This window comes from Halorhodospira sp. 9622 (assembly GCF_022228025.1).
GTDB lineage: Bacteria > Pseudomonadota > Gammaproteobacteria > Nitrococcales > Halorhodospiraceae > Halorhodospira > Halorhodospira halophila_A.
In genome coordinates, this window is the sequence record NZ_JAJNRE010000008.1 from 62,281 (window position 1) to 83,501 (window position 21,221).

Here is a 21,221-nt window from a genome sequence, read left to right on the forward strand (position 1 = left end):
GCTCCTCAGTCCTCATCTCGGTTGGTTCCGTCCGCGCGCAGCAGCCGAAAGCGGCAGCGTCCGGCCTGGCCTTCCCGGTGCACGGACCAGCTGGCGGGCAGTTCCGGTGTCGGCGCATTCCGATCGTCTTCAATATAGATCTGCGCCCCGGGCGTCAGCCATCCCGCCGTGGCTAGCCGCTGGCAACACACCTCCAGAAGCCCGCTGCCGTAGGGCGGATCCAGGAAGACGATCTCAAAGGGCGCTGCAGGAGGCCCCTGCAGGTAGTCGGCGCCGTCGGCCACCTCGATGCGGGCGCCCGTCGCCGCCAGGGTGGTGAGGTTGCCCCGCAAGCCGTCGGCGATGCGCCGGTCACGCTCGACCAGGACCACCTCGGCGGCGCCACGCGACAACGCCTCCAGGCCCAGTGCCCCGGTGCCGGCGAACAGGTCCAAGCAGCGCGCCCCCGGCAGCATCGGCGCGAGCCAGTTGAACAGCGTCTCGCGGACCCGGTCGCCGGTCGGCCGGACCCCGGCCTGGGCCGGGATCGGAAGGCGTCGGCCCCGCCACTGCCCGGCGATGATGCGCAGCTCGCTCCCGCGTCGGCGGCTCACGGCGGATCCATCTCCACGTCGGCGTCCTCCACCCCCGGGCCGACCAGGACGGTGACCATCCGCGCCAGGTCCAGCCGCTCGTCCAGGGCCCGGCGGATTGCCTGCTCATCGACGGCCTCCATGCGCGGGATGTAGCGCGCCAGGTGATCGGCGGGCAGGCGGTTGGCCGCCAGGACGCTGAGCTGCCCGGCCAGGGCCGAGTTGTTCGCCACGCTCAGCGGGAAGGCGCCGGTTAGATGGCGCACCGCCGCGTCGATCTCCTCGCTGTCCAGCCCGTCCCGGGCCAGGCGCTCGATCTCCCCGCGCAGCACCTCCAGGGCCTCCTCGCTGCGGCCAGCCTCGACGGTGGAACGGATCAGCCACGGGCCACGCTGCGGCATGATGTTGAGACTCGAGGAAGAGGCGTAGGAGAGGCCGCGCTCTTCGCGCATGCTCTGGTAGAGCCGCGAGACCAGGCCCCCGCCGCCGAGGACGTGATTGGCAACCCGCAGCGGGTACTCCAGCTCCTCCTCGCCGCGGGCGATGGCGGGCAGGCCCATCATCAGCGCGGTCTGCGAGGCGGGGAAGTCGATGCGGACCTCCGTCTCTTTCGGCTCGCTCGGGGGGGCGGGTAGCGAGGGCGCGGGTTCGCCGGCCTCCATGGCGCCGAGGAGCCGGGCGGCCAGCGCTTCGGCCTCCTCGCGGTCGAGATCACCAACGATGGCAACGCTGGCGTTGGCGGCGACGTAGTGCTCCGCGTGGAAGGCCGCCACGCGCGCCGCGTCCAGGCTGTCCAGCCCCGCCTCGGTGCCCGAGGCCGGAGTGGCGTAGGGGTGATCGCCGTACATGGCCGCGTAGAGCGAGCGCAGGGCGATGCGCGAGGCCGACTGCCGCTCGGCCCGCAGGGCCTGCTGCATGCGCCTGCGCTCCCGCTCGACGGCGGCGTCGTCGAAGCTCGGCGCGCCGAGCACTTGCTCGAGCAGCTCCGTTGAGGCGTCCAGGGCAGCGCTTTCGGAGAGGCTGCGCAGATGGACCTCGGCCTGGTGGCGGCCGGCGGAGGTGTTCAGCCGCGCGCCGACATCCTCCAGGCGGCGGGCCAGTTCGCCGGCGTCCATGTCGCCGGCCCCCTGGTTCAGGGTGCGCGCGGTGAGCCCGGCCAGGCCCGGTGTGCCGCGGTCGCGGGCACTGCCGGCGTCAAGGATCACCCGGACGTCCACCATCGGGAGTTCGCGGGCTTCGATGAAGTAGACGGCAGCCCCCTCGCGGCCGTCCCAGCGTTGCACCTCAGGTCCGAACGGCTCGGCCTGCGCGGTCACGGCCAGTAGGGTGGTGGCGGCCGCGGCAGCGGCGCGCAATCGGCACAACAGACGCATCACTCCTCCTCGCCGGGCAGCAGGCGGCCCACGGTGAGCCGTTCCGGTTCCAGGTAGGTGCGGGCGACGCGCTGGATGTCCTCCGGCGTGACCGCGCGCACCCGCTCCTCGAAGCGCTGCGCCTCCTCCCAGCCGATCCCGGTGCTGGCCACTCGGCCCAGGCGCTGGGCGCGCCCCATGGGGGCGTCTTGGGCGTAGACCTCGGCCGCGAGCAGGCGGGTGATGGCGCGCTCGAGTTCCGAGTCCTCCACCGGATCGTCGCGGAGCCGGCGAACCTGCTCGCGCAGGGCGGATTCCAGCTCGTCCAGGTCGTGGCCCTCGGACGGCCTCGCCACCAGCGAGAACAGCGTGTCGAGGCGTGCTACCGGGGAGTAGCCGACTGAGGCGCTGGTCGCCAGGCCGGGGCCGCGCACCAGTTCCTCGGGCAGCCGGGCGGAGCGTCCGCCATCGAGCAGCTCGGCGGCGAGCAGCAGGGCGTAGGCGTCGCTGGGCTCGGCCGCCGTGGCCAGCGAGGGGACGTTGTAGCCGAGGAAGAGCAGCGGCACGCGGGCATCCTCGAAGCGCACCTCGATGCGCCGCTCACCGGGGCCGGTCGCGATCTCGCGCCCTTCCGGCGGCGGCTCGACCTCGCCCGCGGGGACCGCGCCGAAGTGGCGCTCGGCCAGCTCGAAGACCCGCTCGGGTTCCACGGCACCGACCACCACCAGGGTGGCGTTGCCCGGCGTGTACCAACGCTGATACCAGGCCTCGAGCTCCTCGAGACGCAGGCGTTCCAGGTCTTTGCGCCAGCCGATGATCGGGTGGCGATACGGGCTGGCCATGTGCGCGGTGGCGGTGAAGCGCTCGAAGGCCCGGGCCTCGGGCGGGTCGTCCACGCGCTGGCGGCGCTCCTCATGGATGACCTGCATCTCGCGCTGGAACTCCTCAGGGTCGAAGACCAGCCGGTGCATGCGCTCGGCCTCGAGCTCCATGGCCAGTTCCAGGCGGTCGGCGGCCAGCAGCTGGAAGTAACCGGTGAAGTCGCGGGCGGTGAAGGCGTTGGTCCGCCCGCCCTCGCGGGCGATTAGACGTGCAAACTCGCCGGTCCCGCGCACCTCAGTGCCCTTGAACATCATGTGTTCGACGGCGTGGGAGATGCCGGTGATCGGTCGATGCTCGTGTCCGGAGCCGACGTGATACCAGAGCATCGAGGCGACCACGCCGCCGCGGTGGTCCTCCTGAACAAGGACGGTCAGGCCGTTGTCCAGCTCGTGGTGGTGGATCCGGTCCGCCGCCGCGGCGGACGCCAGGCCGAAGAGTAGGAGGGTGGTGAGCAGTCTGTGCAGGGCCATGGCTCCTCTGGGTCGGGTCGCCGCCGGGTTCCGATCCAATGGTAGGATACCCGACAGCACAAGTCGCGGGCGGCCGTTGCCCATCGAACCCCGCGGCATCCCTGAGACCACAATCGTGCCGAAGGCCATGAGCGAAAGCGAGAAGACCGAGAAGCGCCCCGGGTTGATGGGGCGGCTGCGCAACGGGCTGCGGCGCACCCGCAGCGGGCTCACCGAAGGGCTTGCGACGCTGTTCGTCGGCCGCCGTGAACTCGACGACGAACTGCTCGAGGAACTCGAGATGCGGCTGCTCCAGGCCGACGTGGGCATGGAGGCGACGCAGAAGGTGCTCGATGGGCTGGTCGAGCGCCTCGGCGGCTCCGCGGGTGGCTCCGGCGAGACGGTGCTCGAGGCCCTGCGCGGCGAGATCGTCAAGGTGCTTCAGCCGGTGGAGCAGCCGCTGCAGGTCGATCCGGCCAAGCGCCCTTACGTCATCCTCACGGTCGGGGTCAACGGCGCCGGCAAGACCACCACCATCGGCAAGCTGGCGGCCCGCTTCCAGAGCGAGGGGCAGTCGGTGATGGTCGCCGCCGGGGATACCTTCCGGGCTGCTGCGGTGGATCAGCTCCAGCAGTGGGGCGAGCGGGTTGGCTGCCCGGTCATCGCCCAGCCCACCGGCTCGGATCCGGCCTCCGTGGTCTACGACGCCCACCAGGCGGCGCGGGCCCGGGGTGTGGATGTGCTCATCGCCGACACCGCCGGTCGCCTGCACACCCAGGACAACCTGATGGAGGAGCTGCGCAAGATCCGCCGCGTGCTCGGCCGTCAGGACAATGAGGCGCCCCACGAGACCCTGTTGGTCCTCGACGGCGGGAATGGCCAGAACGCCCTGGCCCAGGCCGAGCAGTTCGGCCGGGCGGTGGATGTCACCGGCCTGGCCGTGACCAAGCTGGACGGTACCGCCCGCGGTGGCGTGCTGCTGGCGCTGGCCGAGCGGCTGCAGGTGCCGGTGCGCTATATCGGCGTCGGCGAGAGGGTTGAGGACCTGCGCACCTTCCGCGCGGCCGATTTTGCGGAGGCGCTGACCGCGGAATGATCCACTTCGACCGGGTCAGCAAGCGCTACCCGCGCGCTGGCCAGGACGGCTTGCGCGGCGTCAGCCTGGAGATCGGGCAGGGGGAGCTGGTCTTCATCACCGGTCACTCCGGCGCTGGCAAGAGCACCTTGCTGCGCCTGATCCCCCGCCTGGAGCAGCCCAGCGGAGGACGGGTGGTGGTCGCCGGCGTCGATGTGGGCCAGCTGCCCCGGCGCAGGATCCCGCTGCTGCGCCAGCGGGTCGGGGTCACCTTTCAGGATCACCGTCTGTTGGCCGACCGCAGCGTCTTCGGCAACGTCGCCCTGCCCCTGGAGATCGCGGGCGTGCCCCGCCGCGAGGCGGCGCGCCGGGTCCGGGCGGCCCTGGATAAGGTCGGCCTCCTGCACAAGGAGTCGAGCGCTCCTGAAGCCCTCTCCGGTGGCGAACAGCAGCGGGTGGGCATCGCCCGCGCGGTGGTCAACCGGCCCCCGGTGCTGCTGGCCGACGAGCCCACCGGCAATTTGGACCCGGGACTCTCCGAGGAGATCATGCGGTTGTTTACCTCGTTCGTGAGCATCGGCACCACGGTGCTGATCGCCAGCCACGACCTGGAGCTGGTCGAGCGCCTCGGCCGCCGCACCCTGACCCTGCGCCAGGGCGAGCTGGTCGGTGACCGGCCGGCCCGCGAGGCAGCCTGATGGCGCGTCGTCCAGAGCGCGGGGCGACGCCCCGGCGTCGCCAGAGCCGGGCCGAGGCACGCGCGCAGCGCAAGGCGGTGCGTGCCAGCCGGCGCAGTGACGCCGGTGCCGGCGCACAGCTGCTGGCGGGCCCCTTGCTCTATCTGTTTCGCCATGCTCAGGCGTTGACGGCGGCGCTGCAGCGGACCCAGGGGGCGCCCCTGCACAGCCTGCTGACCAGCGCCGTGGTGGGGATCGCCCTGGCGCTGCCGGCGGCCTTCATGCTCAGTCTGGAAAATGCCGAGCGCGTGGCCGGCGGCTGGGAAGACGGGGCGCCGCAGATCTCGCTTTTCCTGGCCCGCGATGCCGGGCCGGAGACTCTGCGTGAGCAGGCCGAGGCGGCGGCCGAACGCTCGGGCGTGACCGGCGTGGAGCCGGTGACACCGGATGCGGCGCTGGAGGAGTTTCGGGCCGGCACCGACTTCGATGCCGCGCTGGAGTTGCTTGACGAGAACCCGCTACCGCCGGTGCTCGTGGTGACCGCTGACCGCGGCCTCGATCCCGGGGCGGTGGCCGAGCTGGCCGAGTCGCTGGCCGACGACCCGGCCGTGGTGCGCATGCGCCTCGACCAGGAGTGGGTGGAGCGTCTGCACGCCATGATGACCCTGGCCGAGCGGGCGCTCTGGTCGGTCGGGGTGCTGCTGGCGCTGGCGGTGATCCTGGTCATCGGCAACACCATCCGCCTCACCATCGAGAGCCGGCGCCACGAGATCGAGATCATCAAGCTCATCGGCGGGGGGGACGGTTTCGTGCGCCGGCCGTTCCTCTACGAGGGCCTCGGCTACGGAGTGCTCGGCGGGGTGCTGGCCTGGGTGCTCACCGAACTCGGTCGTTGGGCCCTGGCCGGGCCGGCCAGCCGGCTGGCGGCCGCCTACGGCACCGAGTTCACCCTCAGTGGGCTGGGGCTGGCCAACGGCCTGCTCCTGCTGCTCGGCGGCGCCGTCCTCGGCGTACTGGGGGCGTGGACCGCCGTGGCCCGCCACCTGAGCGCCATCGAACCGCGGTGAATCGTCATGGCCCGCTGAATGCTTTATAATATGCGGCATCCGGTCGCGGGGCCGTCCCTTGAAATCCTCCGGTCCCGACCCCAGTTGCCCCAAAAATGGTGCGGGCAGCGAAACCCGGCAAAACAAAAGAGGAGACTCGGTCAGGTTGGAGGAGAAGGCGCGTATGAGCACGGCACTGGTTACGGCGGGTAACGCGAATCTGCCGCTGCCGACGAGCAGCGAAGACGCGTACATCCAGGCGGTGAGCCAGATCCCGGTGCTTGATGCCGACGAGGAGTACGAGCTGGCGCGGCGCTGCCAGTACGAAGGGGATCTCGAAGCAGCGCGGCAGCTGGTGCTCTCGCACCTTCGCTTCGTCGTCCACGTGGCCCGGGGTTACCGGGGCTACGGATTGGCCCTCGGCGACCTGATCCAGGAGGGCAACATTGGCCTGATGAAGGCCGTCAAGCGCTTCGATCCGGACGTCGGTGTCCGCCTGGTCTCCTTCGCGGTCCACTGGATCCGGGCCGAGATCCACGAGTTCATCCTGCGCAACTGGCGCATCGTCAAGGTGGCCACCACCAAGGCGCAGCGCAAGCTGTTCTTCAACCTGCGCGGTGCCAAGAAGCGGCTGGGCTGGATGAACCGCGACGAGGTCAATGCGGTGGCCCGTGATCTCGGCGTGCAGCCGGAGACGGTCCTCGAGATGGAGTCGCGCCTCTCGGGGCAGGACCTCGGCTTCGACCCGCTGGTCTCCGAGGACGAGGAGGAGCAGGTGCGTGCCCCGGTGGCCTACCTGGAGGACCGCCGCTTCGACCCGGCCGAGGTGGTCGAGAGCAGCGACTGGGGGACCCACCAGGACGACACCCTGCATCAGGCGCTGGCGCAGCTCGACGAGCGCAGCCGGCACATCCTGCGTGCCCGCTGGCTGGAGGAGGAGCGCCAGACCCTGCAGGAACTGGCCGACCACTACGGCGTGTCCGCCGAGCGCATCCGTCAGCTCGAAAAGAACGCCATCGGCAAGCTGCGCGGGGCGGTCAGCGCCTGAGCCGTCGAGCTCCGGAGCCTCCCGCCCCGCGGCACCTCGTCCATCCGCTAAAGCACACCCCGCTCGGCGAGGGAGACCGGCTCGCCGTCCCCTACCACGAAGTGATCCAGTAGACGGACGTCCACCAGTCCCAGGGCCTCGCGCAGGCGGTGCGTCAGGGCTTCGTCCGCCGCGCTCGGCTCGGCGACGCCCGAGGGGTGGTTGTGGGCGACGATCACCGCTGCCGCGTTATGGGCCAGGGCGCGTCGCACCAGCTCGCGCGGATAGACGCTGGCGCCGTCGATGGTCCCGCGGAAGAGTTCCTCGTAGCCGATCACCCGGTGGCGGTTGTCCAGGAACAGCCCGCCGAAGACCTCGCTGGGGTGGTCGCGCAGCAGTGCGGTGAGGTAGGTGCGCGTCTGCGCCGGGCTGCTGAGGGTGGGGCCACGCTGTAACGCTTGGCCCAAGTGGCGCCGGGCGATCTCCAAGGCCGCCTGCATCTGCGCGTACTTGGCGTCGCCCAGTCCGGGCCGGGCGGCGAAGGTCTCGCGATCGGCCTCGAGCAGGCCGCGCAGGCCGCTGAACGCAGCGAGCAGCTCGCGGGCCAGCTCCACCGCGGACTGGCCGCGGCGCCCGGTGCGCAGGAAAATGGCGAGCAGCTCCGCATCCGAAAGCGCCTGGGGTCCGCGCTGGATGAGCCGCTCGCGGGGCCGCTCGTCCCGCGGCCACGAACGGATCGACATGACACTGCCCTCCCTGGCGGCGTCGTGTGAACGAATTGTCGGCGGGCGCCGCCGCGGCGCGGCGACGCCCCCGCGGCTATTCCGCTGCCCAGTTGTCGCGTACGCGCTTGAGGCGCCGCGCCTGGTAGCGGTTGATGTTGGCCGTCATCATGAAGATCGCCACGATGAAAAGCACCGGGAAGGCCAGGGCGATGGCCAGCTGGTGGGCGCCGACCAGATGCAGGCCCAGCAGGACCACCATGGCCGCCGCCGGTGCGCCGATCAGGCGCACCATCGCCGCGGACTCCGTGCGCTTGATGTGGGCATCCAGTTCCTCGTAGCTGTCGAAGGCGTTCTCGTCCGTCGCCCCGAACATTCGCCCCAGGGCGCTGCCTTCGGCCTCCTGCCCTTGTGCGGGCGCGGTGCCGACCTCCGGTGAATGGTCGTCGTGTTGGGTCTGCTCAGCGTGCGCGTGCTCTCGACTCATGGTGCCTCCTCGGGTTAATCCCCTGTCCCCACTGGGATGACACTATAGAATGCGGGTCGGGATTCAACCCCGCCCGCTAGCGGTGTAGCGCAGTAGCGCGCTGGCTGCACGGATCTGCGACAATACGCGTATGTCTTTGCCGAGCCGAACCATCCGCATCCTGCTCGTGGTGAGCGGCGGGATCGCCGCTTACAAGGCCGCCGAGTTGGTCCGCGAACTGCGCCGCGGCGGCGCCGAAGTGCGTGTGGCGATGACCGCCGCCGCGCAGCGCTTCATCACGCCGCTGACCTTTCAGGCCCTTTCCGGTCAGCGCGTCCACACGGATCTGCTCGACGCGGAGGCCGAGGCGGCCATGGGCCACATCGAGCTGGCGCGCTGGCCCGATCGCATCGTCGTCGCGCCGGCCACCGCCGATTTCCTGGCGCGACTAGCTCAGGGGCGGGCAGACGACCTGCCGGCGGCGCTGTGCCTGGCCACCCGTGCGCCGATCACCGTGGCCCCGGCCATGAACAACGTCATGTGGGAGGCGGTGCCGACCCGCGAGAACCTGGCGGTGCTGCATCGCCGGGGCGTGGCGTGCATCGGCCCCGAGTACGGCGAGCAGGCCTGCGGTGAGTTCGGCGAGGGGCGCATGTCCGATCCGGCGCGCATCGCCGCGGCGTTGCTCGATGCCGGCGGTGCCCCGGGGGGCGCGTGGGCCGGGCGCACCGTGTTGATCACCGCCGGCCCGACCCGCGAGCCCCTGGATCCGGTGCGCTACCTGACCAACCGCAGCTCCGGGCGGATGGGCTTCGCGCTGGCGGCGGCCGCCCGCGAGGCTGGAGCCCGGGTGATCCTGGTTGCCGGGCCCGCCGCCCTGGCCACGCCGCCGGGCGTGGAGCGTATCGATGTCGAACGCGCCGGGCAGATGTACGACGCTGTGCTCGGCCGGATCGACGAGGCGGACTGCTTCATCGCCGCCGCTGCGGTGAGCGACTACCGGCCCGAGCACGAGGCGCCCGAGAAGATCAAGAAAGGCGGTGACGCGCTGACCCTGGCCCTGGAGCCGACGCCGGATACCCTGCGCGCCGTGGCGGCGCGCAGGCCGCGCCCCTTCGTGGTGGGGTTTGCCGCGGAGACCGAGCGCGTTGCTGAATACGCCCGGCGTAAGCTCAACAACAAGGACCTCGACCTGATCGCCGCCAACCGCGTCGGTCCGGGGCAGGGGTTCGATACCGACCACAACGCCCTGGAAGTCCTCTGGCCCGACGGCGGCGTCGCCCTGGCCGAGCAGCCCAAGACGGCCCTTGCCCGGGAGCTGCTGCAGATCGTGGCCGAGCGCGCCGGGTTCGCGGAGGCAGCGAGGAGCACCCATGCACCGTAAGATCGAAGCACGCATCGTCGACGCACGCCTCGGCAGCGAGATCCCGCTGCCCGATTACGCCACCGACGGTTCGGCGGCCATCGATCTGCGCGCCTGCCTGTCCGAGCCGTTGGTGCTCGAGCCGGGCGGGCGGCAGCTGATCGGCACCGGGCTGGCCGTGAACATCCACGACCCGGGCCTGGTCGGCGTCGTGGCCTCGCGCTCGGGGCTATCGCTCAAGCACGGTCTGCGTGTGGCCCAGGGTATCGGGGTCATCGATTCCGACTACCATGGGGAGATCGGGGTGATCCTTGCCCACGACGGGACCGAGCCGTATACGATCACGCCGGGGGAGCGCATCGCGCAGCTGCTCTTCCAGCCGGTGGTGCAGGTTACGCTGGATTACGTCTCGGGCTTTTCCGCCACCACCGAGCGAGGTGAGGGTGGCTTCGGCCACAGCGGTACGCTATGACGCGGGGGCATCCCCGCAGGATGACGATGACAAGGAGGCGCCCGTGAACGCAGCGCAGGTACCCGCATCGATCTTTCGTGCCTACGACGTCCGCGGCGTGGTGGGCGAGACCCTGGATGCCGACATCGTCCGCTGGGTGGGCCGGGCAGTGGGCAGCGAGGCGCGCGAACGCGGTGTCCGCCGCCTGGTGGTCGGCCGCGATGGCCGCCACTCCAGCGCCGAGCTGGCCGCGGCGGTGGCGGCCGGCATGAACGACGCCGGCTGCGACGTCATCGACATCGGCCAGGCCCCCACCCCGGTCATGTACTTCGCCACCCACGAGCTGGAGACCGGCTCCGGGGTGATGATCACCGGCAGCCACAACCCGCCGGAATACAACGGCCTGAAGATCATGGTCGCCGGCGACACCCTCTCCGGTGAGGCCATCACGGCGCTCTACCGGCGCATACAGGACGGCTGCCTGGCCGAGGGCGAGGGTTGCGTGGAGACACGCACGGACCTGGTGGAACGCTACCTGGCGCGCATCGCGGGCGACATCCGCCCGGCGCGGCCGCTGCGCCTGGTCCTGGATGCCGGCAACGGGGTGGCCGGGGCGGTGGCGCCGCGCCTCTTCGAGGCCCTCGGCTGCCAGGTCGAGGCGCTCTTCTGCGAGGTCGACGGCGATTTCCCCAACCACCACCCGGACCCGGCGGAGCCGCACAACCTGGAGACGCTCATCGCCCGCGTCCGTGACAGCGGTGCCGATCTCGGGCTGGCCTTCGACGGCGACGGGGATCGCCTCGGCGTCGTCGACTCGGCGGGGAACATCATCTGGCCCGACCGCCAGCTGATGCTCTACGCCCGCGACGTGCTCAGCCGTCGCCCCGGTGAGCCAGTGGTCTTCGACGTTAAATGCAGCATGCACCTCAAGCACGTCATCGAGGCGGCCGGCGGGCGGCCGCAGATGTCGCGCACCGGGCACTCGCTGATCAAGGCCACCCTGCGCGAGAGCGGTGCGCCCCTGGCCGGCGAGATGAGCGGCCACACCTTTTTCGCCGAGCGCTGGTACGGCTTTGACGACGGGCTCTACACCGGTGCCCGGCTGGTGGAGATCGTCGCCGCCGATGGCCGACCCAGTGCCGAGGTCTTCGCCGAGCTGCCTGAGGGGGTGTCCACGCCCGAGCTCAAGGTCCACATCCAGGAGGGCGAGCAGGCCGAGCTCATGGATGCGCTGGTGGCGGAGGGGCGGCAGCGCTTCACCGAGGCCACCATCCACACCATCGACGGTATCCGCGTGGAGTGGCCCGATGGCTGGGGGCTGATCCGCGCCTCCAACACCACGCCGGTGCTGGTGGTGCGCTTCGAGGCCAACGACGCCGACGGCCTGGCCCGTATCCGCGAGGCCTTCGAGGCCCTGCTTGCCAGCGTGCGCCCCGGCCTGGCCATCCCTGCACCCTGACCCAGCAATCCGCACCCTGAATTCAATATGACCGAACACCCCATCGATCCCGATCTCACCGCCCAGGTCCTGGTCGAGGCCCTGCCCTACATCCGCCGCTTCCGCGGGCAGACCATCGTCGTCAAGTTCGGCGGCAATGCCATGGTGGACGAGGCGCTGAAGGTGGCCTTCGCGCGGGATATCGTGCTCATGCGCCTGGTCGGCTTCCGCGTCGTCGTGGTTCACGGTGGCGGCCCGCAGATCGGCAACCTGCTCGATCGCATCGGCAAGGAGACCGAGTTCGTCCAGGGCATGCGGGTCACCGACGCCGAGACCATGGACGTGGTGGAGATGGTCCTCGGTGGCCTGGTGAACAAGGAGATCGTCAATCTGATCAGCGCCCAGGGTGGCCGTGCCGTGGGGCTGACCGGCAAGGACGGTGGCCTGATCCGGGCCCGCAAGCTCGAGGTGGAACAGCCCGGGCCCGAGAACCAGGTCCCCGAGATCATCGATATCGGCCACGTCGGCGAGGTCGATCACATCGACCCGGCGGTGGTGGAGATGCTCGACTCCGGGGAGTTCATCCCGGTGGTCGCGCCCATCGGCGTCGATGAGCGCGGAACGTCCTACAACATCAACGCGGACCTGGTCGCCGGCCGGATCGCCGAGGTCCTCGACGCCGAGAAGCTCCTGCTGCTGACCAATACCCCCGGCGTGCTCGATGGCGCAGGCAATCTGCTCACCGGGTTGAGCCCCGAGCGGGTCGACGGCCTGATCGCCGACGGCACCATCGCCGGCGGCATGCTGCCCAAGATCCGCTGCGCCCTGGACGCCGTGGCCGGCGGCGTGCGCAACGCCCATATCATCGATGGCCGCGTCCCCCACGCGGTGTTGCTCGAACTGTTCACCGACAAGGGCGTGGGCACGCTGATCCGGCGCCAGCCCGACTAGCCCGTTCGCGCGGGGCCCGCGCCGCGGTCGCGCAGCCCCCAGATCCAGTACCCGGCCAGGCCGAGCATGGCGGCCAGGGAGGCCACGTAGGCCTCCCAGCCCAGGCCGTGGTAGAGGTAGCCCGGCAGCCACGAGCCCACCGCGCCGCCGGCGTAGTAGAAGGCGATGTAGAGGCCGTTGACTACGCCGGTCTCGCCCTCCACCTCCTGGTTGAGGTACCCCGGTGCCAGGGCGTGAAGCAGGAACATCCCGGCGCAGAAGACGAACATCCCCGCGAAGATCACCACCAGCCACGGTCCGAGGAACATCGCCAGCGAGGCGGCGAAGATGGCGATGCCCAGCAGCATGGTGTTGACCACGCCGCCGATGCGATCGGCCACGCGCAGGGCGCTGAGTGCCGTGACCACCCCCATGAGGTAGCCCGTGTACATCAGCGCGATGCCCAGATCGCTGAGCCCGGTCTCGAGCTCCACCAGGCGGAAGGGTAGGAAGGTGAGCAGCGATAGGAAGACGAAGAAGGCACAGAAGATGGCGCCGTAGACCCGCAGCGCCCGGGGCTGACGCAGGATCTGGCCGACGGCGCGGCGGTCCAGGCGGCCGAAGCCAGCCTGCGGATCGGCGTCCAGACGCAGCAGCAGGGCGGTGCACAGCAGCTGCGCTACGCCGAAGAGCAGGAAGGCGGCCTCCCAGCTCGCGGCGGTGGTCACCGCGCCGGCGATGGCCCGACCCAGGAAGCCGCCCAGCACCGTGGCCGCCACGTAGCCGGCCATCACCCGCGTGGTCCGCCCCGGGGCGGCGCTGGCGGCCAGGTAGGTCATCAGCGCGGTGAGGATGGCCGGGATCAGCAGGCCCTGAACCAGGCGCAGCCCGAGGAGGATCTCAAAGCTTGGCGCCATGGCCACCGCCAGCTGGGTCACGGCCAGCAGCCCCGAGGCCACCACCAGCATCTGTCGCGACGATACGCGCTGGAGCACGAAGCCGTAGGCGATGGGCGCAATGGCCAACGGCAGCAGCGTGGCGGTGAGCAGCAGCGAGGCCTTCGGCTCGCTCACCGAGAAAGCGGCCTGGAGCGTCGGCAGCAGCGGCTGCGGGGCGTGGATGGCCGAGAAGGCGAGGACCGTGCAGTAGATGGTGATCAGCAGCTGGGCAATGGGCATGGACGGGCTGAGGGTGGCTTTCGGGACGGGAACGGGTGCGCCGGCTAATGCTCGGCGCGGTGGAAGAGGGCGTAGAGCACGGGCACGACCCCGAGGATGAGGATCGTGCCGAAGGCCAGGCCGGACATCACCGCGATGGCCATGGGCGCCCAGAAAGGCCCGGAGAGAGCCAGTGGGATCATCCCCAGAATGGTGGTGGCTGCGGTGAGCAGCACCGGGCGCATGCGCCCGACACCGGCCTCCATGATAGCCGGCTGCACGGCCATGCCATCATCGCGGTGCAGGCGTATCTGCTCGACCAGGACAATGGCGTTGCGGATGAGCATGCCGGCCAGGCTCATGGCGCCGAGCAGGGCGATGAAGCCGAATGGCTGGCGGAAGGCGAGCAGACCGGCGACCACCCCGATCAGCCCCAGCGGCACGGTCAGGGCCACCACGGCGGCATCGCGTAGGCTGTTGAACTGCGCGACCAGCAGCAGGGCCATGACCGCCAGCACCAGCGGAACAAAGGCCAGCACATCGGCCCGTGCCTCCCAAGAGGCCTCGGCCTCGCCGCCCCAGGAGAGCTCCAGGCCAGGGGGCAGGTCCAGCTCGGCGAGTTCCGGGTCGAGGCGGGCCACTAGCCCTTCGGCGGTGGCCCCCTCGGCCAGGTCCGTCTGGACGGTCACCGTCGGCACCCGGTCCTGGCGCCAGATGCTGCGCTCTTCCCAGGCCGGCTCCAGGTTCGCCACCTGGCGCAGCGGGACCGGCTGCTCGGCGTCCCGCGGCCAGATCTCCAGGGTATCGAGCCGCGACAGGTCACCGCGTTCGGCCTCGGGCAAATACCAGTGGATCGGCAGGTGGCGGTCCCCGTCGATGAGCACACCGATGGGGCCGTCGTCGTAGGCCATCTCCAGGGTCTCGGCTACCTCGGCCGAGGAGAGCCCGGCGGCGCGGGCCCGTTCCTGGTCGACCTCGACATCCAGCGACACCGCCTTCTGGCGCCAGTTGTGCCGGGTGCCTTCGGTTTCCGGCTGGGCCGCCAGCCAGTCGCGCAGCTCCTCGGCTACCCGGCGCAGCTCCGCGTGATCACGCGGACCGGCCACGCGTAGCTCCACCGGGTAGCGCACCGGATCGCCCAGCATCATCGGCCGCACCCGCGGCTGTGCGTCGGCGAAGCGGCCCTCGAGCCAGTCGCGCACATCGTCGATCACCGCATCCAGGTCGCTGCCCGGTTCGGTGCCCACCAGCAGCTGGGCGTAGGCCGGGTTGGGCAGCTCCGGGATCATCGGCAGGTAGAAGCGCGGAGCCCCCTCGCCGATGAAGGTGGTCACCCGAGCGACGTCGTCGTGCTCGCGCAGGAAGGCCTCGATGTGCTCGGTGTCGGCGGCCACCGCCTCGATGCGCGTGCCCTCGCTGCGCCAGTGGTCGATGAGGAACTGGTCCCGGTCGGCGGCGGGAAAGAAGATCCGCGGCACCAGGGTGAATGCGGCCACCGCGATGCCCACTACCAGCAGGACGACGATCAGGCTGCTGGCGCGGTAGTGCAGCATCGTACCCAGAGCCCGCCGGTAGGTGCGGTGCCAGACGGTGTCGTGGGGATCCCCTGCCTCGCCCTCGGCCGGTGCGGGCAGGAAGCGGTAAGCCAGCAGCGTGGTGAAGGTCACCGCCAGGATCCAGCTCAGGCCCAGGGCGAAGGCCACCACCCAGAACAGCGAGCTGGTGAACTCGCCCACTGCCGTCGGCGTGAAGCTGATCGGCGAGAAGGCCAGTGCGGCGATGGCCGTGCCGATCAGCAGCGGCACGGCGGTCTCGCTGACCGCCTGTCGCGCCGCCCGGGCGCGCTCGACGCCGCGCTGGATGCGGGTCATGGTCAGCTCGGCGACCACGATGGCGTTGTCGACCAGCATGCCCAGGACCACGATCAGCGCCCCCAGCGAGACGCGGTGCAGGTCGATGCCGGTGACCCACATCACCAGGAAGGTGCCGAGGATGGTCAGTGGTACGCCGGCGCCGACGATCACTCCGGTGCGCCAGCCCAAGGCGATCAGCAGGACGGCCAGGACGATGGCCACGGCAGTGGCCAGGTTGGTGACGAACTCGGTGATCGCCTCGCGGACCGTCTCAGCCTGGTCGTTGACGGTGTGCAGCGCCATGCCCACCGGGCGGTCGTGCTCAAGCTCGGCCAGGCGCTGTTCGATGCGTTCGCCGAGCTCGACCACGTTGGTCCCTGGAGCCGGCGAGACCCCCAGCGCTACGCCCGGTTCGCCGTCATGGCGGAACACGCGCTCGGGAGGATCGGCGAAACCGCGGCGGACATCGGCGATGTCGCGCAGGTAGATGCGCTCGTCGGTCTCCGGGTTACGGATGGACAGCGACCGCACATCCTCGACGCTGTCGAAGGCCCCCGAGACGAACAGCCCAACCCGATCGTCGTCGAGATCGATCGCGCCCGCCGGCGCGACCACGTTCTGCCGTTGCAGGGTCTCGGCGATCTGCCCGGGGTGTAGGTTGAGAGCCGACAGGCGCTCGCGGCTGATCTCGATGAAGATTCGCTCGCCCTGGCGGCCGAAGAGCTCTGCCCGGGCCACGCCGGGGACGCGCAACAGCTCGCGGCGCAACTCATCGGCATAGTCGTCGATCTCGCGTAGGCCGTAGCCCTCGCCGGTGACCGCATAGAGCAGGCCGAAGACGTCGCCGTAGTCGTCGTCGACCACCGGTCCGCGCACCTCGTCCGGCAGCTCGCGGGAAGCCCGCTGGACCTTCTTGTTCAGCTCGTCCCAGATCTGGCGCAGCCGTGCCCCGGAGTAGCGCTCATCCACGTCGACATAGATGACCACCTCGCCGTCGCGGCTGATCGACTCGATCTCTTCGAGTTCCTCGAGCTGCTGGATGTGACGCTCGAGGACCTCGGTGACCTCCGCCTCCACCCGCTGCGCCCGCGCGCCGGGGTATTCGGCCTGGACCAGGGCGGTGTGGATGGTGAAGTCGGGGTCCTCGAGCTGCCCCAGTTGGCCGTAGGCCCAGATGCCGGAGAGCCCGAGCAGCACCGTGGCGAAGACGATCAGCCGGGCATGCGCCAGGCTCCAGCCGCCGATGCTCACGGCGCCTCCGCATCCATCCGCCGGGTGGGCTGACCCTCGGCCAGGTGGTGGACGCCGGCGGTCACCACCTCGTCGCCGGTCTCCAAGCCGTCACCGACCAGAGCGCTGCCCCGATCCAGGGCGAGCAGCTCCACGGCCTGGCGCCGGACCCGGTGGTCCTCGCCGCGCAGCCAGACGTGGGGCTCGCCGTCGTGCTTGTGGACGGCGGTCAGTGGGACGCGGAACCCCTCGCCGGGGCCGAGGTCAGCGCGGAAGACCGCCTCGGCGGTCATCCCGGGCAGCACCCGGTCGTCGGGGTCGGCCAGGGTGACCTGAACCGGGTAGGTCTGGCGCTCGGGGAGCACGTCGACCCCGACGGTGCGGATCCGCCCCGGGAAGACCGCGTTGAGGGCCGGGACGTGCACCTGCACCTGCTGCAGGTGCTCCCGGTAGACCATGAACTCCTCGGGGATGCCGACCTCGACCTCCAGCTGCGAGAGGTCCTCAAGGAGGTAGACCGGCTCCTGGGGCGGCACGGCCTCGTAGGCGTCAAAGCGGCGCTCGGCGACCGCCCCTTCGAACGGGGCCCTCAGCCGGGTGTACGCGAGCCGGTCGCGGGCGAGGGCCAGGCCGGCCTGCAGCGAGGCGGCTTCGGCGCGGGCCTCGTCACGCTGGCGGGCGGCCTGGTCGTACTCGGACTGGGTGATGGCCTCCTCCTCGACCAGCTGTGCGGCGCGCAGGTACTCGGTGGCCGCGTAGGCCTGCCGGGCGCGGGCCGCCTCGAGCTGTGCCTCCAGCTCCTCGACCTCGCGGGCGTGGTCGGAGTCGTCCAGCTCGGCAAGGCGCTCGCCGGCGGCCACGCGGTCACCCACATCGGCGTGGATGGTATCCAGCTCGCCACCTACGCGGAACGACACCCAGGCCCGGTGCTGCGCCTCGACGCGGCCGGTGAAGCGCCGTTCGGCGAGGCGGCCGGGATCCTCCAGGACCAGGGTCTGGACCGGGCGCGGCCGCTCCTCGGGGGGCTGCTCGGTACCCGGATCGCCGCAGCCGGTGACCAGGGCCAGGCCGGTGACCAGCAGGGTCACCGTCCGCAGCAGCGGCGCGGGCGCATGGTGGGGCCGCACGTCCATGGCGTTCCTTGAAGGTGATGGGGGGTTCAGGCACTCCACCTATCGTATCCAGCCGGGCCGAGCAGCGCCAGCCGGCGGCGCGGCTACGCCGCGCCGTAGCGGCTCCGATACTGGCGGATGGCGTCCAGGGTCTCGCCCTTGCCGCCGTGCTCGGCCAGGTAGGTTTCCAGGTGATCCAGGGTGATGATCGGGACCACCGGGGCGCCCAGGGCCTGTTCGACCTCGTGGACGGCGGAGACCTGGTTGGCGCCGCGCTCCTTGCGGTCGAGCGCGATGGCCACCGCGGCCACGCGGCCGCCCTCGGCGGTGATCAGCTCGGCGGCCTCGCGGATGGATCCGCCCGATGAGATCACGTCGTCGACGATCACGGCGCGCCGACCATCCACCGGTGCACCCACCAGCCGTCCCCCCTCGCCGTGGTCCTTGGCCTCCTTGCGATCGAAGGCGTAGGGGACGTCGCGGCTGCGCGTCTCGGCCAACGCCATGCTGAGCGCCGTTGCCAGCGGGATGCCCTTGTAGGCGGGGCCGAAGACCAGGTCGAAGTCAACCTGTGCCCTCGCCAGGGCCTCCACGTAGCAGCGGCCGAGCCTGCTCAGGGCCTCGCCGCTGTTGAACAGCCCGGTATTGAAGAAGTAGGGGCTCTCGCGGCCGGATTTCAGCGTGAAGCGCCCGAAGCGCAGCACCCCGCGGTCGAGGGCGAAGCGGATGAACTCTTCCTGGTAATCGTACATGGCGGTCTATCCCGTGTTGCGCATGCCCGCCGCGATCCCGTTGATGACCACCTGCAGGCCGCGGCGCAGGGAGTCGTCCTCGCACATCCGGGAACGACGCAGCAGCTCGACCTGCAACAGGTTGAGCGGGTCGACGTAGGGGTTGCGGACCTCCACAGCGCGTTTGACCACCGGGAAGTCCGACAGCGGCTGCTCGTGCCCGGTGACGGTCAGCACGGCGTCGCGGGTGCGGGCGAAGCGCTCGCGCAGCTCGTCGCCCACCCCGCGCAGCTCCTCGGGGACCAGGGCGTGCTCGTAGAGCCGGTTGACGCCGGGTTCGGCCTTGGCCACGACCATCTCGACCATGTCGAGGAAGGCCTCGAAGAAGGGCCAGTGGGCGAACATCTCCTGTAGTTCTTCGGTTAGCCCCTCTTCGATGGCCTCTTCGAGCGCCTCGCCAACACCCAGCCAGGCCGGGAGCATCAGCCGGGTCTGGGTCCAGGCGAAGACCCAGGGGATGGCGCGCAGGCTGTCCACGGTCATCTGATCCGGCGAGCGCTTGGCCGGGCGGCTGCCGATGGTCAGCCGCGAGATCTCGTCGATGGGGGTAGCCGCCCGGAAATAGTCCATGAACTCCGGGCGCTCCTTGACCGTGTCGCGATAGGCCGCCATGGCCCGGGCGCTGAGCCGGTCTAGGATCTCGCGCCAGCGCTGCGGCGGTGGTTCCGGCGGGCGGACCGTCGCCTCGAGCACCGAGGTGGTGTAGAGCTCCAGGTTGCGCAGGGCGATCCCGGGCAGTCCAAACTTGGCCTGCATCACCTCGCCCTGCTCGGTGACGCGCAGCGTCCCGTCCACGGAGCCCGGCGGCTGGGCCAGGATGGCGGCGTGGGTCGGGCCGCCGCCACGGCCAATGCTGCCGCCGCGCCCGTGGAACAGGGTCAGATCGATACGCTGCCGGCGGGATAGGGCGACCAGCTGCTCCTGGGCCTGGTAGAGCGTCCACGTGGAAGTCAGGTGACCGGCGTCCTTGGTGGAGTCGGAGTAGCCGATCATGATCTCCTGGCGGCCGGCGATGCGCTGCCGATACCAGTCGCTCTCGAAGAGCACCTCCATGGTGTCGGCCGCCTCGGCCAGCGTGTCGCGGGTCTCGAACAGCGGCACCACCCGGGTGGGGTGGGTGAGACCGCACTCCTTCTGCAGCAGCTCCACGGCGAGGATGTCGGAGGGCTTCGCGGCGTGGGAGACGATGTACGCCCCCACCGCGTCGGGGCCGATCTCCTCGAGCATTCGGATGGTGTCGAGCACCTCCTGGACCTCGCGCTCCGGCTTGAAGTCCAGCGGGATCAGCGGGCGGCGGTGGGAGAGTTCCTGGAAGAGCCACTGCTGGCGGGTTGGCTCGTCCCACTCGGCGTAGCTGCCCAGTCCCACGGCGCGGGTGATGGCGTCGAGCACCGCGGTGTGGCGCTCCGCGTGCTGGCGGATGTCCATGGGCATCAGGGTGAGCCCGAAACAGCTCACCCGGCGGATGGTATCGAGCAGCTCGCCCTCGGCGACCACCCCGGCGCCGACGCGCTGCAGCGAGTAGTAGCAGCGCAGCAGCGGCTGACGCAGGTCCTCGACGTCGGAGAGGATGTCGCTCTCCGGGGGGCGACCGCCCTGGAGCTTGGCCTCGGCCCAGCGCATGGTCTGGCGCAGCCGCGCCCGGAGCCGCTTGAGCACCACCCGGTACGGCTCCCACGCCTCGCCGCCGACCTCCTCGCGCAGCTCATCGTCGCAGACCTGCAGCGACAGGGTGGAGACCAGCCGCTGGATGTCCCGCTCGTAGAGGTAGGCGGCCATCCAGCGCGAGAGGATGGCCACGTCCCGGGTGACCCGGTGGGTGACGTTGGGGTTGCCGTCGCGGTCGCCGCCCATCCACGAGCCGAAGGTGATCGGCGCGCAGTCCAGGGGCAGCGGGCGGCCGGTGTGCTCGCGCAGGGTGTGATCAAGGCTGCGCAGGTAGCGCGGCACGGCGTCCCAGAGTGTCTGCTCGACCACCGCTAGACCCCAGCGGGCCTCGTCCTGCGGGGTGGGGCGGCGGCGGCGGATCTCGTCGCTGTGCCAGGCTGCGGTGATCTCGCGCTTGAGCGCCAGCCGCGTCTCGGCCACCTCCGTGGGCGTCTGGCCGAAGCGGTCGCGGTTGTCCAGCAGCCCGGCGATGCGGTTGTACTTCTGCAGCATGGTCCGCCGCTGCACCTCGGTCGGGTGCGCGGTGAACACCAGGTTGATGTCCATGCTGCAGATGGCCTCGTGGAGCTGCTCGGGCTCCATGTCGGCGGCCAGTCGGGGGACGGTCTCGGCCAGGGAGCCGAACAGCGGTCGGGCCTCGGGGGTACGGGCCCACTCGCGGCTGCGCCGCACCCGGTGATGCTGCTCGGCGATGTTGGCCAGGTTCAGGAACTGCGAGAAGGCCCGGGCCACCGGGGTGACCTGTTCGGGCGGCAGTTCCGACAGGGTCCGTTCGAGCTCCTGCGCAGCTTCGTCGTCCCCGGCGCGGGCCGTCTTGGCCAGCACCCGGACGCGCTCGACGGTCTCGTAGAGCTCGGCGCCGCCCTGCTCGCGCAGGGTGGCACCGAGCAACTCGCCGAGGTCCCGGATGTCTTCGCGCAGGGCGCTGTCGCTATCCTGATGCTCTTCCATGCCGTTGCG

18 protein-coding genes are annotated in these 21,221 nt (G+C 70.7%); 8 read left to right on the forward strand and 10 right to left on the reverse strand.

Features of this window, described 5'->3' with window-relative positions; genetic code table 11:
• Window positions 1–5: 5 nt before the first annotated feature.
• The 3 genes from rsmD to LRG07_RS06400 are packed head-to-tail and all read right to left on the reverse strand — an operon-like array spanning window position 6 to window position 3,276.
• A complete protein-coding gene (rsmD, locus tag LRG07_RS06390) occupies window positions 6–593 on the reverse strand; it encodes a 16S rRNA (guanine(966)-N(2))-methyltransferase RsmD (RefSeq protein ID WP_201173270.1) in 588 nt (195 codons plus the stop codon).
• Window positions 590–1,945 (reverse strand): pitrilysin family protein, encoded by a 1,356-nt coding sequence (locus LRG07_RS06395; protein ID WP_238642003.1) that lies wholly within the window; start codon window positions 1,943–1,945, stop codon window positions 590–592. The genes rsmD and LRG07_RS06395 overlap by 4 nt, the downstream gene beginning before the upstream one ends.
• Window positions 1,945–3,276, reverse strand: coding sequence for a pitrilysin family protein (locus LRG07_RS06400; RefSeq protein ID WP_238642004.1), 1,332 nt, complete (start codon window positions 3,274–3,276; stop codon window positions 1,945–1,947). The genes LRG07_RS06395 and LRG07_RS06400 overlap by 1 nt, the downstream gene beginning before the upstream one ends.
• A 127-nt stretch (window positions 3,277–3,403) precedes the next feature.
• On the opposite strand from LRG07_RS06400, the gene ftsY reads away from it, so the two are divergent.
• The 4 genes from ftsY (at window position 3,404) to rpoH (ending at window position 7,101) form a co-directional block, all read left to right on the forward strand.
• Window positions 3,404–4,351: a signal recognition particle-docking protein FtsY gene (gene ftsY, locus LRG07_RS06405; protein ID WP_201173251.1), complete on the forward strand. Its 948-nt coding sequence runs from the start codon at window positions 3,404–3,406 to the stop codon at window positions 4,349–4,351.
• A complete protein-coding gene (ftsE, locus tag LRG07_RS06410) occupies window positions 4,348–5,028 on the forward strand; it encodes a cell division ATP-binding protein FtsE (RefSeq protein WP_201173249.1) in 681 nt (226 codons plus the stop codon). Before ftsY ends, ftsE begins: the two co-directional genes overlap by 4 nt.
• On the forward strand, window positions 5,028–6,074 hold the full coding sequence (gene ftsX / locus LRG07_RS06415) for a permease-like cell division protein FtsX (protein WP_201241823.1): 1,047 nt from the start codon (window positions 5,028–5,030) through the stop codon (window positions 6,072–6,074). The genes ftsE and ftsX overlap by 1 nt, the downstream gene beginning before the upstream one ends.
• Window positions 6,075–6,237: 163 nt before the next feature.
• Entirely contained in the window at window positions 6,238–7,101 is an 864-nt protein-coding gene (rpoH, locus tag LRG07_RS06420) for an RNA polymerase sigma factor RpoH (protein ID WP_201173245.1), read from the forward strand.
• A gap of 47 nt (window positions 7,102–7,148) precedes the next feature.
• Here rpoH and radC read toward each other — a convergent pair whose 3' ends face one another.
• Together radC and LRG07_RS06430 are read right to left on the reverse strand one after the other, a co-directional pair.
• Window positions 7,149–7,823 (reverse strand): DNA repair protein RadC, encoded by a 675-nt coding sequence (radC, locus tag LRG07_RS06425; RefSeq protein WP_201173243.1) that lies wholly within the window; start codon window positions 7,821–7,823, stop codon window positions 7,149–7,151.
• Between the two features lie 76 nt (window positions 7,824–7,899).
• Window positions 7,900–8,289, reverse strand: coding sequence for a hypothetical protein (locus LRG07_RS06430; protein WP_201173241.1), 390 nt, complete (start codon window positions 8,287–8,289; stop codon window positions 7,900–7,902).
• 130 nt (window positions 8,290–8,419) lie between these two features.
• Here LRG07_RS06430 and coaBC point away from each other — a divergent pair, with 130 nt between their 5' ends.
• Genes coaBC through argB form a run of 4 tightly spaced genes read left to right on the forward strand, consistent with a single transcriptional unit; the run spans window position 8,420 to window position 12,471 of the window.
• The gene (coaBC, locus tag LRG07_RS06435; RefSeq protein WP_201173239.1) at window positions 8,420–9,652 is read left to right on the forward strand and encodes a bifunctional phosphopantothenoylcysteine decarboxylase/phosphopantothenate--cysteine ligase CoaBC; all 1,233 of its coding nucleotides are present in this window, start codon (window positions 8,420–8,422) and stop codon (window positions 9,650–9,652) included.
• The gene (gene dut, locus LRG07_RS06440; RefSeq protein ID WP_238642005.1) at window positions 9,642–10,103 is read left to right on the forward strand and encodes a dUTP diphosphatase; all 462 of its coding nucleotides are present in this window, start codon (window positions 9,642–9,644) and stop codon (window positions 10,101–10,103) included. Before coaBC ends, dut begins: the two co-directional genes overlap by 11 nt.
• Before the next feature lie 43 nt (window positions 10,104–10,146).
• Window positions 10,147–11,541, forward strand: a complete 1,395-nt coding sequence (locus LRG07_RS06445; protein WP_238642006.1) for a phosphomannomutase/phosphoglucomutase — start codon at window positions 10,147–10,149, stop codon at window positions 11,539–11,541.
• 27 nt (window positions 11,542–11,568) lie between these two features.
• The gene (gene argB, locus LRG07_RS06450) at window positions 11,569–12,471 is read left to right on the forward strand and encodes an acetylglutamate kinase (protein WP_201173234.1); all 903 of its coding nucleotides are present in this window, start codon (window positions 11,569–11,571) and stop codon (window positions 12,469–12,471) included.
• On the opposite strand, the gene LRG07_RS06455 is transcribed toward argB, so the two are convergent.
• The 5 genes from LRG07_RS06455 to ppc form a co-directional block, all read right to left on the reverse strand.
• Window positions 12,468–13,628, reverse strand: a complete 1,161-nt coding sequence (locus tag LRG07_RS06455) for an MFS transporter (RefSeq protein ID WP_201173232.1) — start codon at window positions 13,626–13,628, stop codon at window positions 12,468–12,470. The two genes, argB and LRG07_RS06455, sit on opposite strands and share 4 nt — an antisense overlap.
• Window positions 13,629–13,672: 44 nt before the next feature.
• On the reverse strand, window positions 13,673–16,711 hold the full coding sequence (locus LRG07_RS06460) for an efflux RND transporter permease subunit (RefSeq protein ID WP_238642007.1): 3,039 nt from the start codon (window positions 16,709–16,711) through the stop codon (window positions 13,673–13,675).
• A complete protein-coding gene (locus LRG07_RS06465) occupies window positions 16,708–17,823 on the reverse strand; it encodes an efflux RND transporter periplasmic adaptor subunit (RefSeq protein WP_238642008.1) in 1,116 nt (371 codons plus the stop codon). Before LRG07_RS06465 ends, LRG07_RS06460 begins: the two co-directional genes overlap by 4 nt.
• Window positions 17,824–17,906: 83 nt before the next feature.
• Entirely contained in the window at window positions 17,907–18,554 is a 648-nt protein-coding gene (pyrE, locus tag LRG07_RS06470) for an orotate phosphoribosyltransferase (RefSeq protein ID WP_201173223.1), read from the reverse strand.
• Window positions 18,555–18,560: 6 nt separating this feature from the next.
• The gene (gene ppc / locus LRG07_RS06475; RefSeq protein ID WP_201241818.1) at window positions 18,561–21,212 is read right to left on the reverse strand and encodes a phosphoenolpyruvate carboxylase; all 2,652 of its coding nucleotides are present in this window, start codon (window positions 21,210–21,212) and stop codon (window positions 18,561–18,563) included.
• Window positions 21,213–21,221 lie beyond the last annotated feature (9 nt).

Bases quoted from the DNA above. Each gene is read 5' to 3' on its own strand.
- argB (WP_201173234.1), top strand. From the start codon at position 11,569: ATGACCGAACACCCCATCGATCCCGATCTCACCGCCCAGGTCCTGGTC.
- LRG07_RS06455 (WP_201173232.1), bottom strand. From the start codon at position 13,628: ATGCCCATTGCCCAGCTGCTGATCACCATCTACTGCACGGTCCTCGCC.
- ppc (WP_201241818.1), bottom strand. From the start codon at position 21,212: ATGGAAGAGCATCAGGATAGCGACAGCGCCCTGCGCGAAGACATCCGG.
- LRG07_RS06395 (WP_238642003.1), bottom strand. From the start codon at position 1,945: ATGCGTCTGTTGTGCCGATTGCGCGCCGCTGCCGCGGCCGCCACCACC.
- radC (WP_201173243.1), bottom strand. From the start codon at position 7,823: ATGTCGATCCGTTCGTGGCCGCGGGACGAGCGGCCCCGCGAGCGGCTC.
- ftsE (WP_201173249.1), top strand. From the start codon at position 4,348: ATGATCCACTTCGACCGGGTCAGCAAGCGCTACCCGCGCGCTGGCCAG.
- dut (WP_238642005.1), top strand. From the start codon at position 9,642: ATGCACCGTAAGATCGAAGCACGCATCGTCGACGCACGCCTCGGCAGC.
- pyrE (WP_201173223.1), bottom strand. From the start codon at position 18,554: ATGTACGATTACCAGGAAGAGTTCATCCGCTTCGCCCTCGACCGCGGG.
- LRG07_RS06400 (WP_238642004.1), bottom strand. From the start codon at position 3,276: ATGGCCCTGCACAGACTGCTCACCACCCTCCTACTCTTCGGCCTGGCG.
- ftsX (WP_201241823.1), top strand. From the start codon at position 5,028: ATGGCGCGTCGTCCAGAGCGCGGGGCGACGCCCCGGCGTCGCCAGAGC.
- LRG07_RS06465 (WP_238642008.1), bottom strand. From the start codon at position 17,823: ATGGACGTGCGGCCCCACCATGCGCCCGCGCCGCTGCTGCGGACGGTG.
- coaBC (WP_201173239.1), top strand. From the start codon at position 8,420: ATGTCTTTGCCGAGCCGAACCATCCGCATCCTGCTCGTGGTGAGCGGC.
- LRG07_RS06430 (WP_201173241.1), bottom strand. From the start codon at position 8,289: ATGAGTCGAGAGCACGCGCACGCTGAGCAGACCCAACACGACGACCAT.
- rpoH (WP_201173245.1), top strand. From the start codon at position 6,238: ATGAGCACGGCACTGGTTACGGCGGGTAACGCGAATCTGCCGCTGCCG.
- ftsY (WP_201173251.1), top strand. From the start codon at position 3,404: ATGAGCGAAAGCGAGAAGACCGAGAAGCGCCCCGGGTTGATGGGGCGG.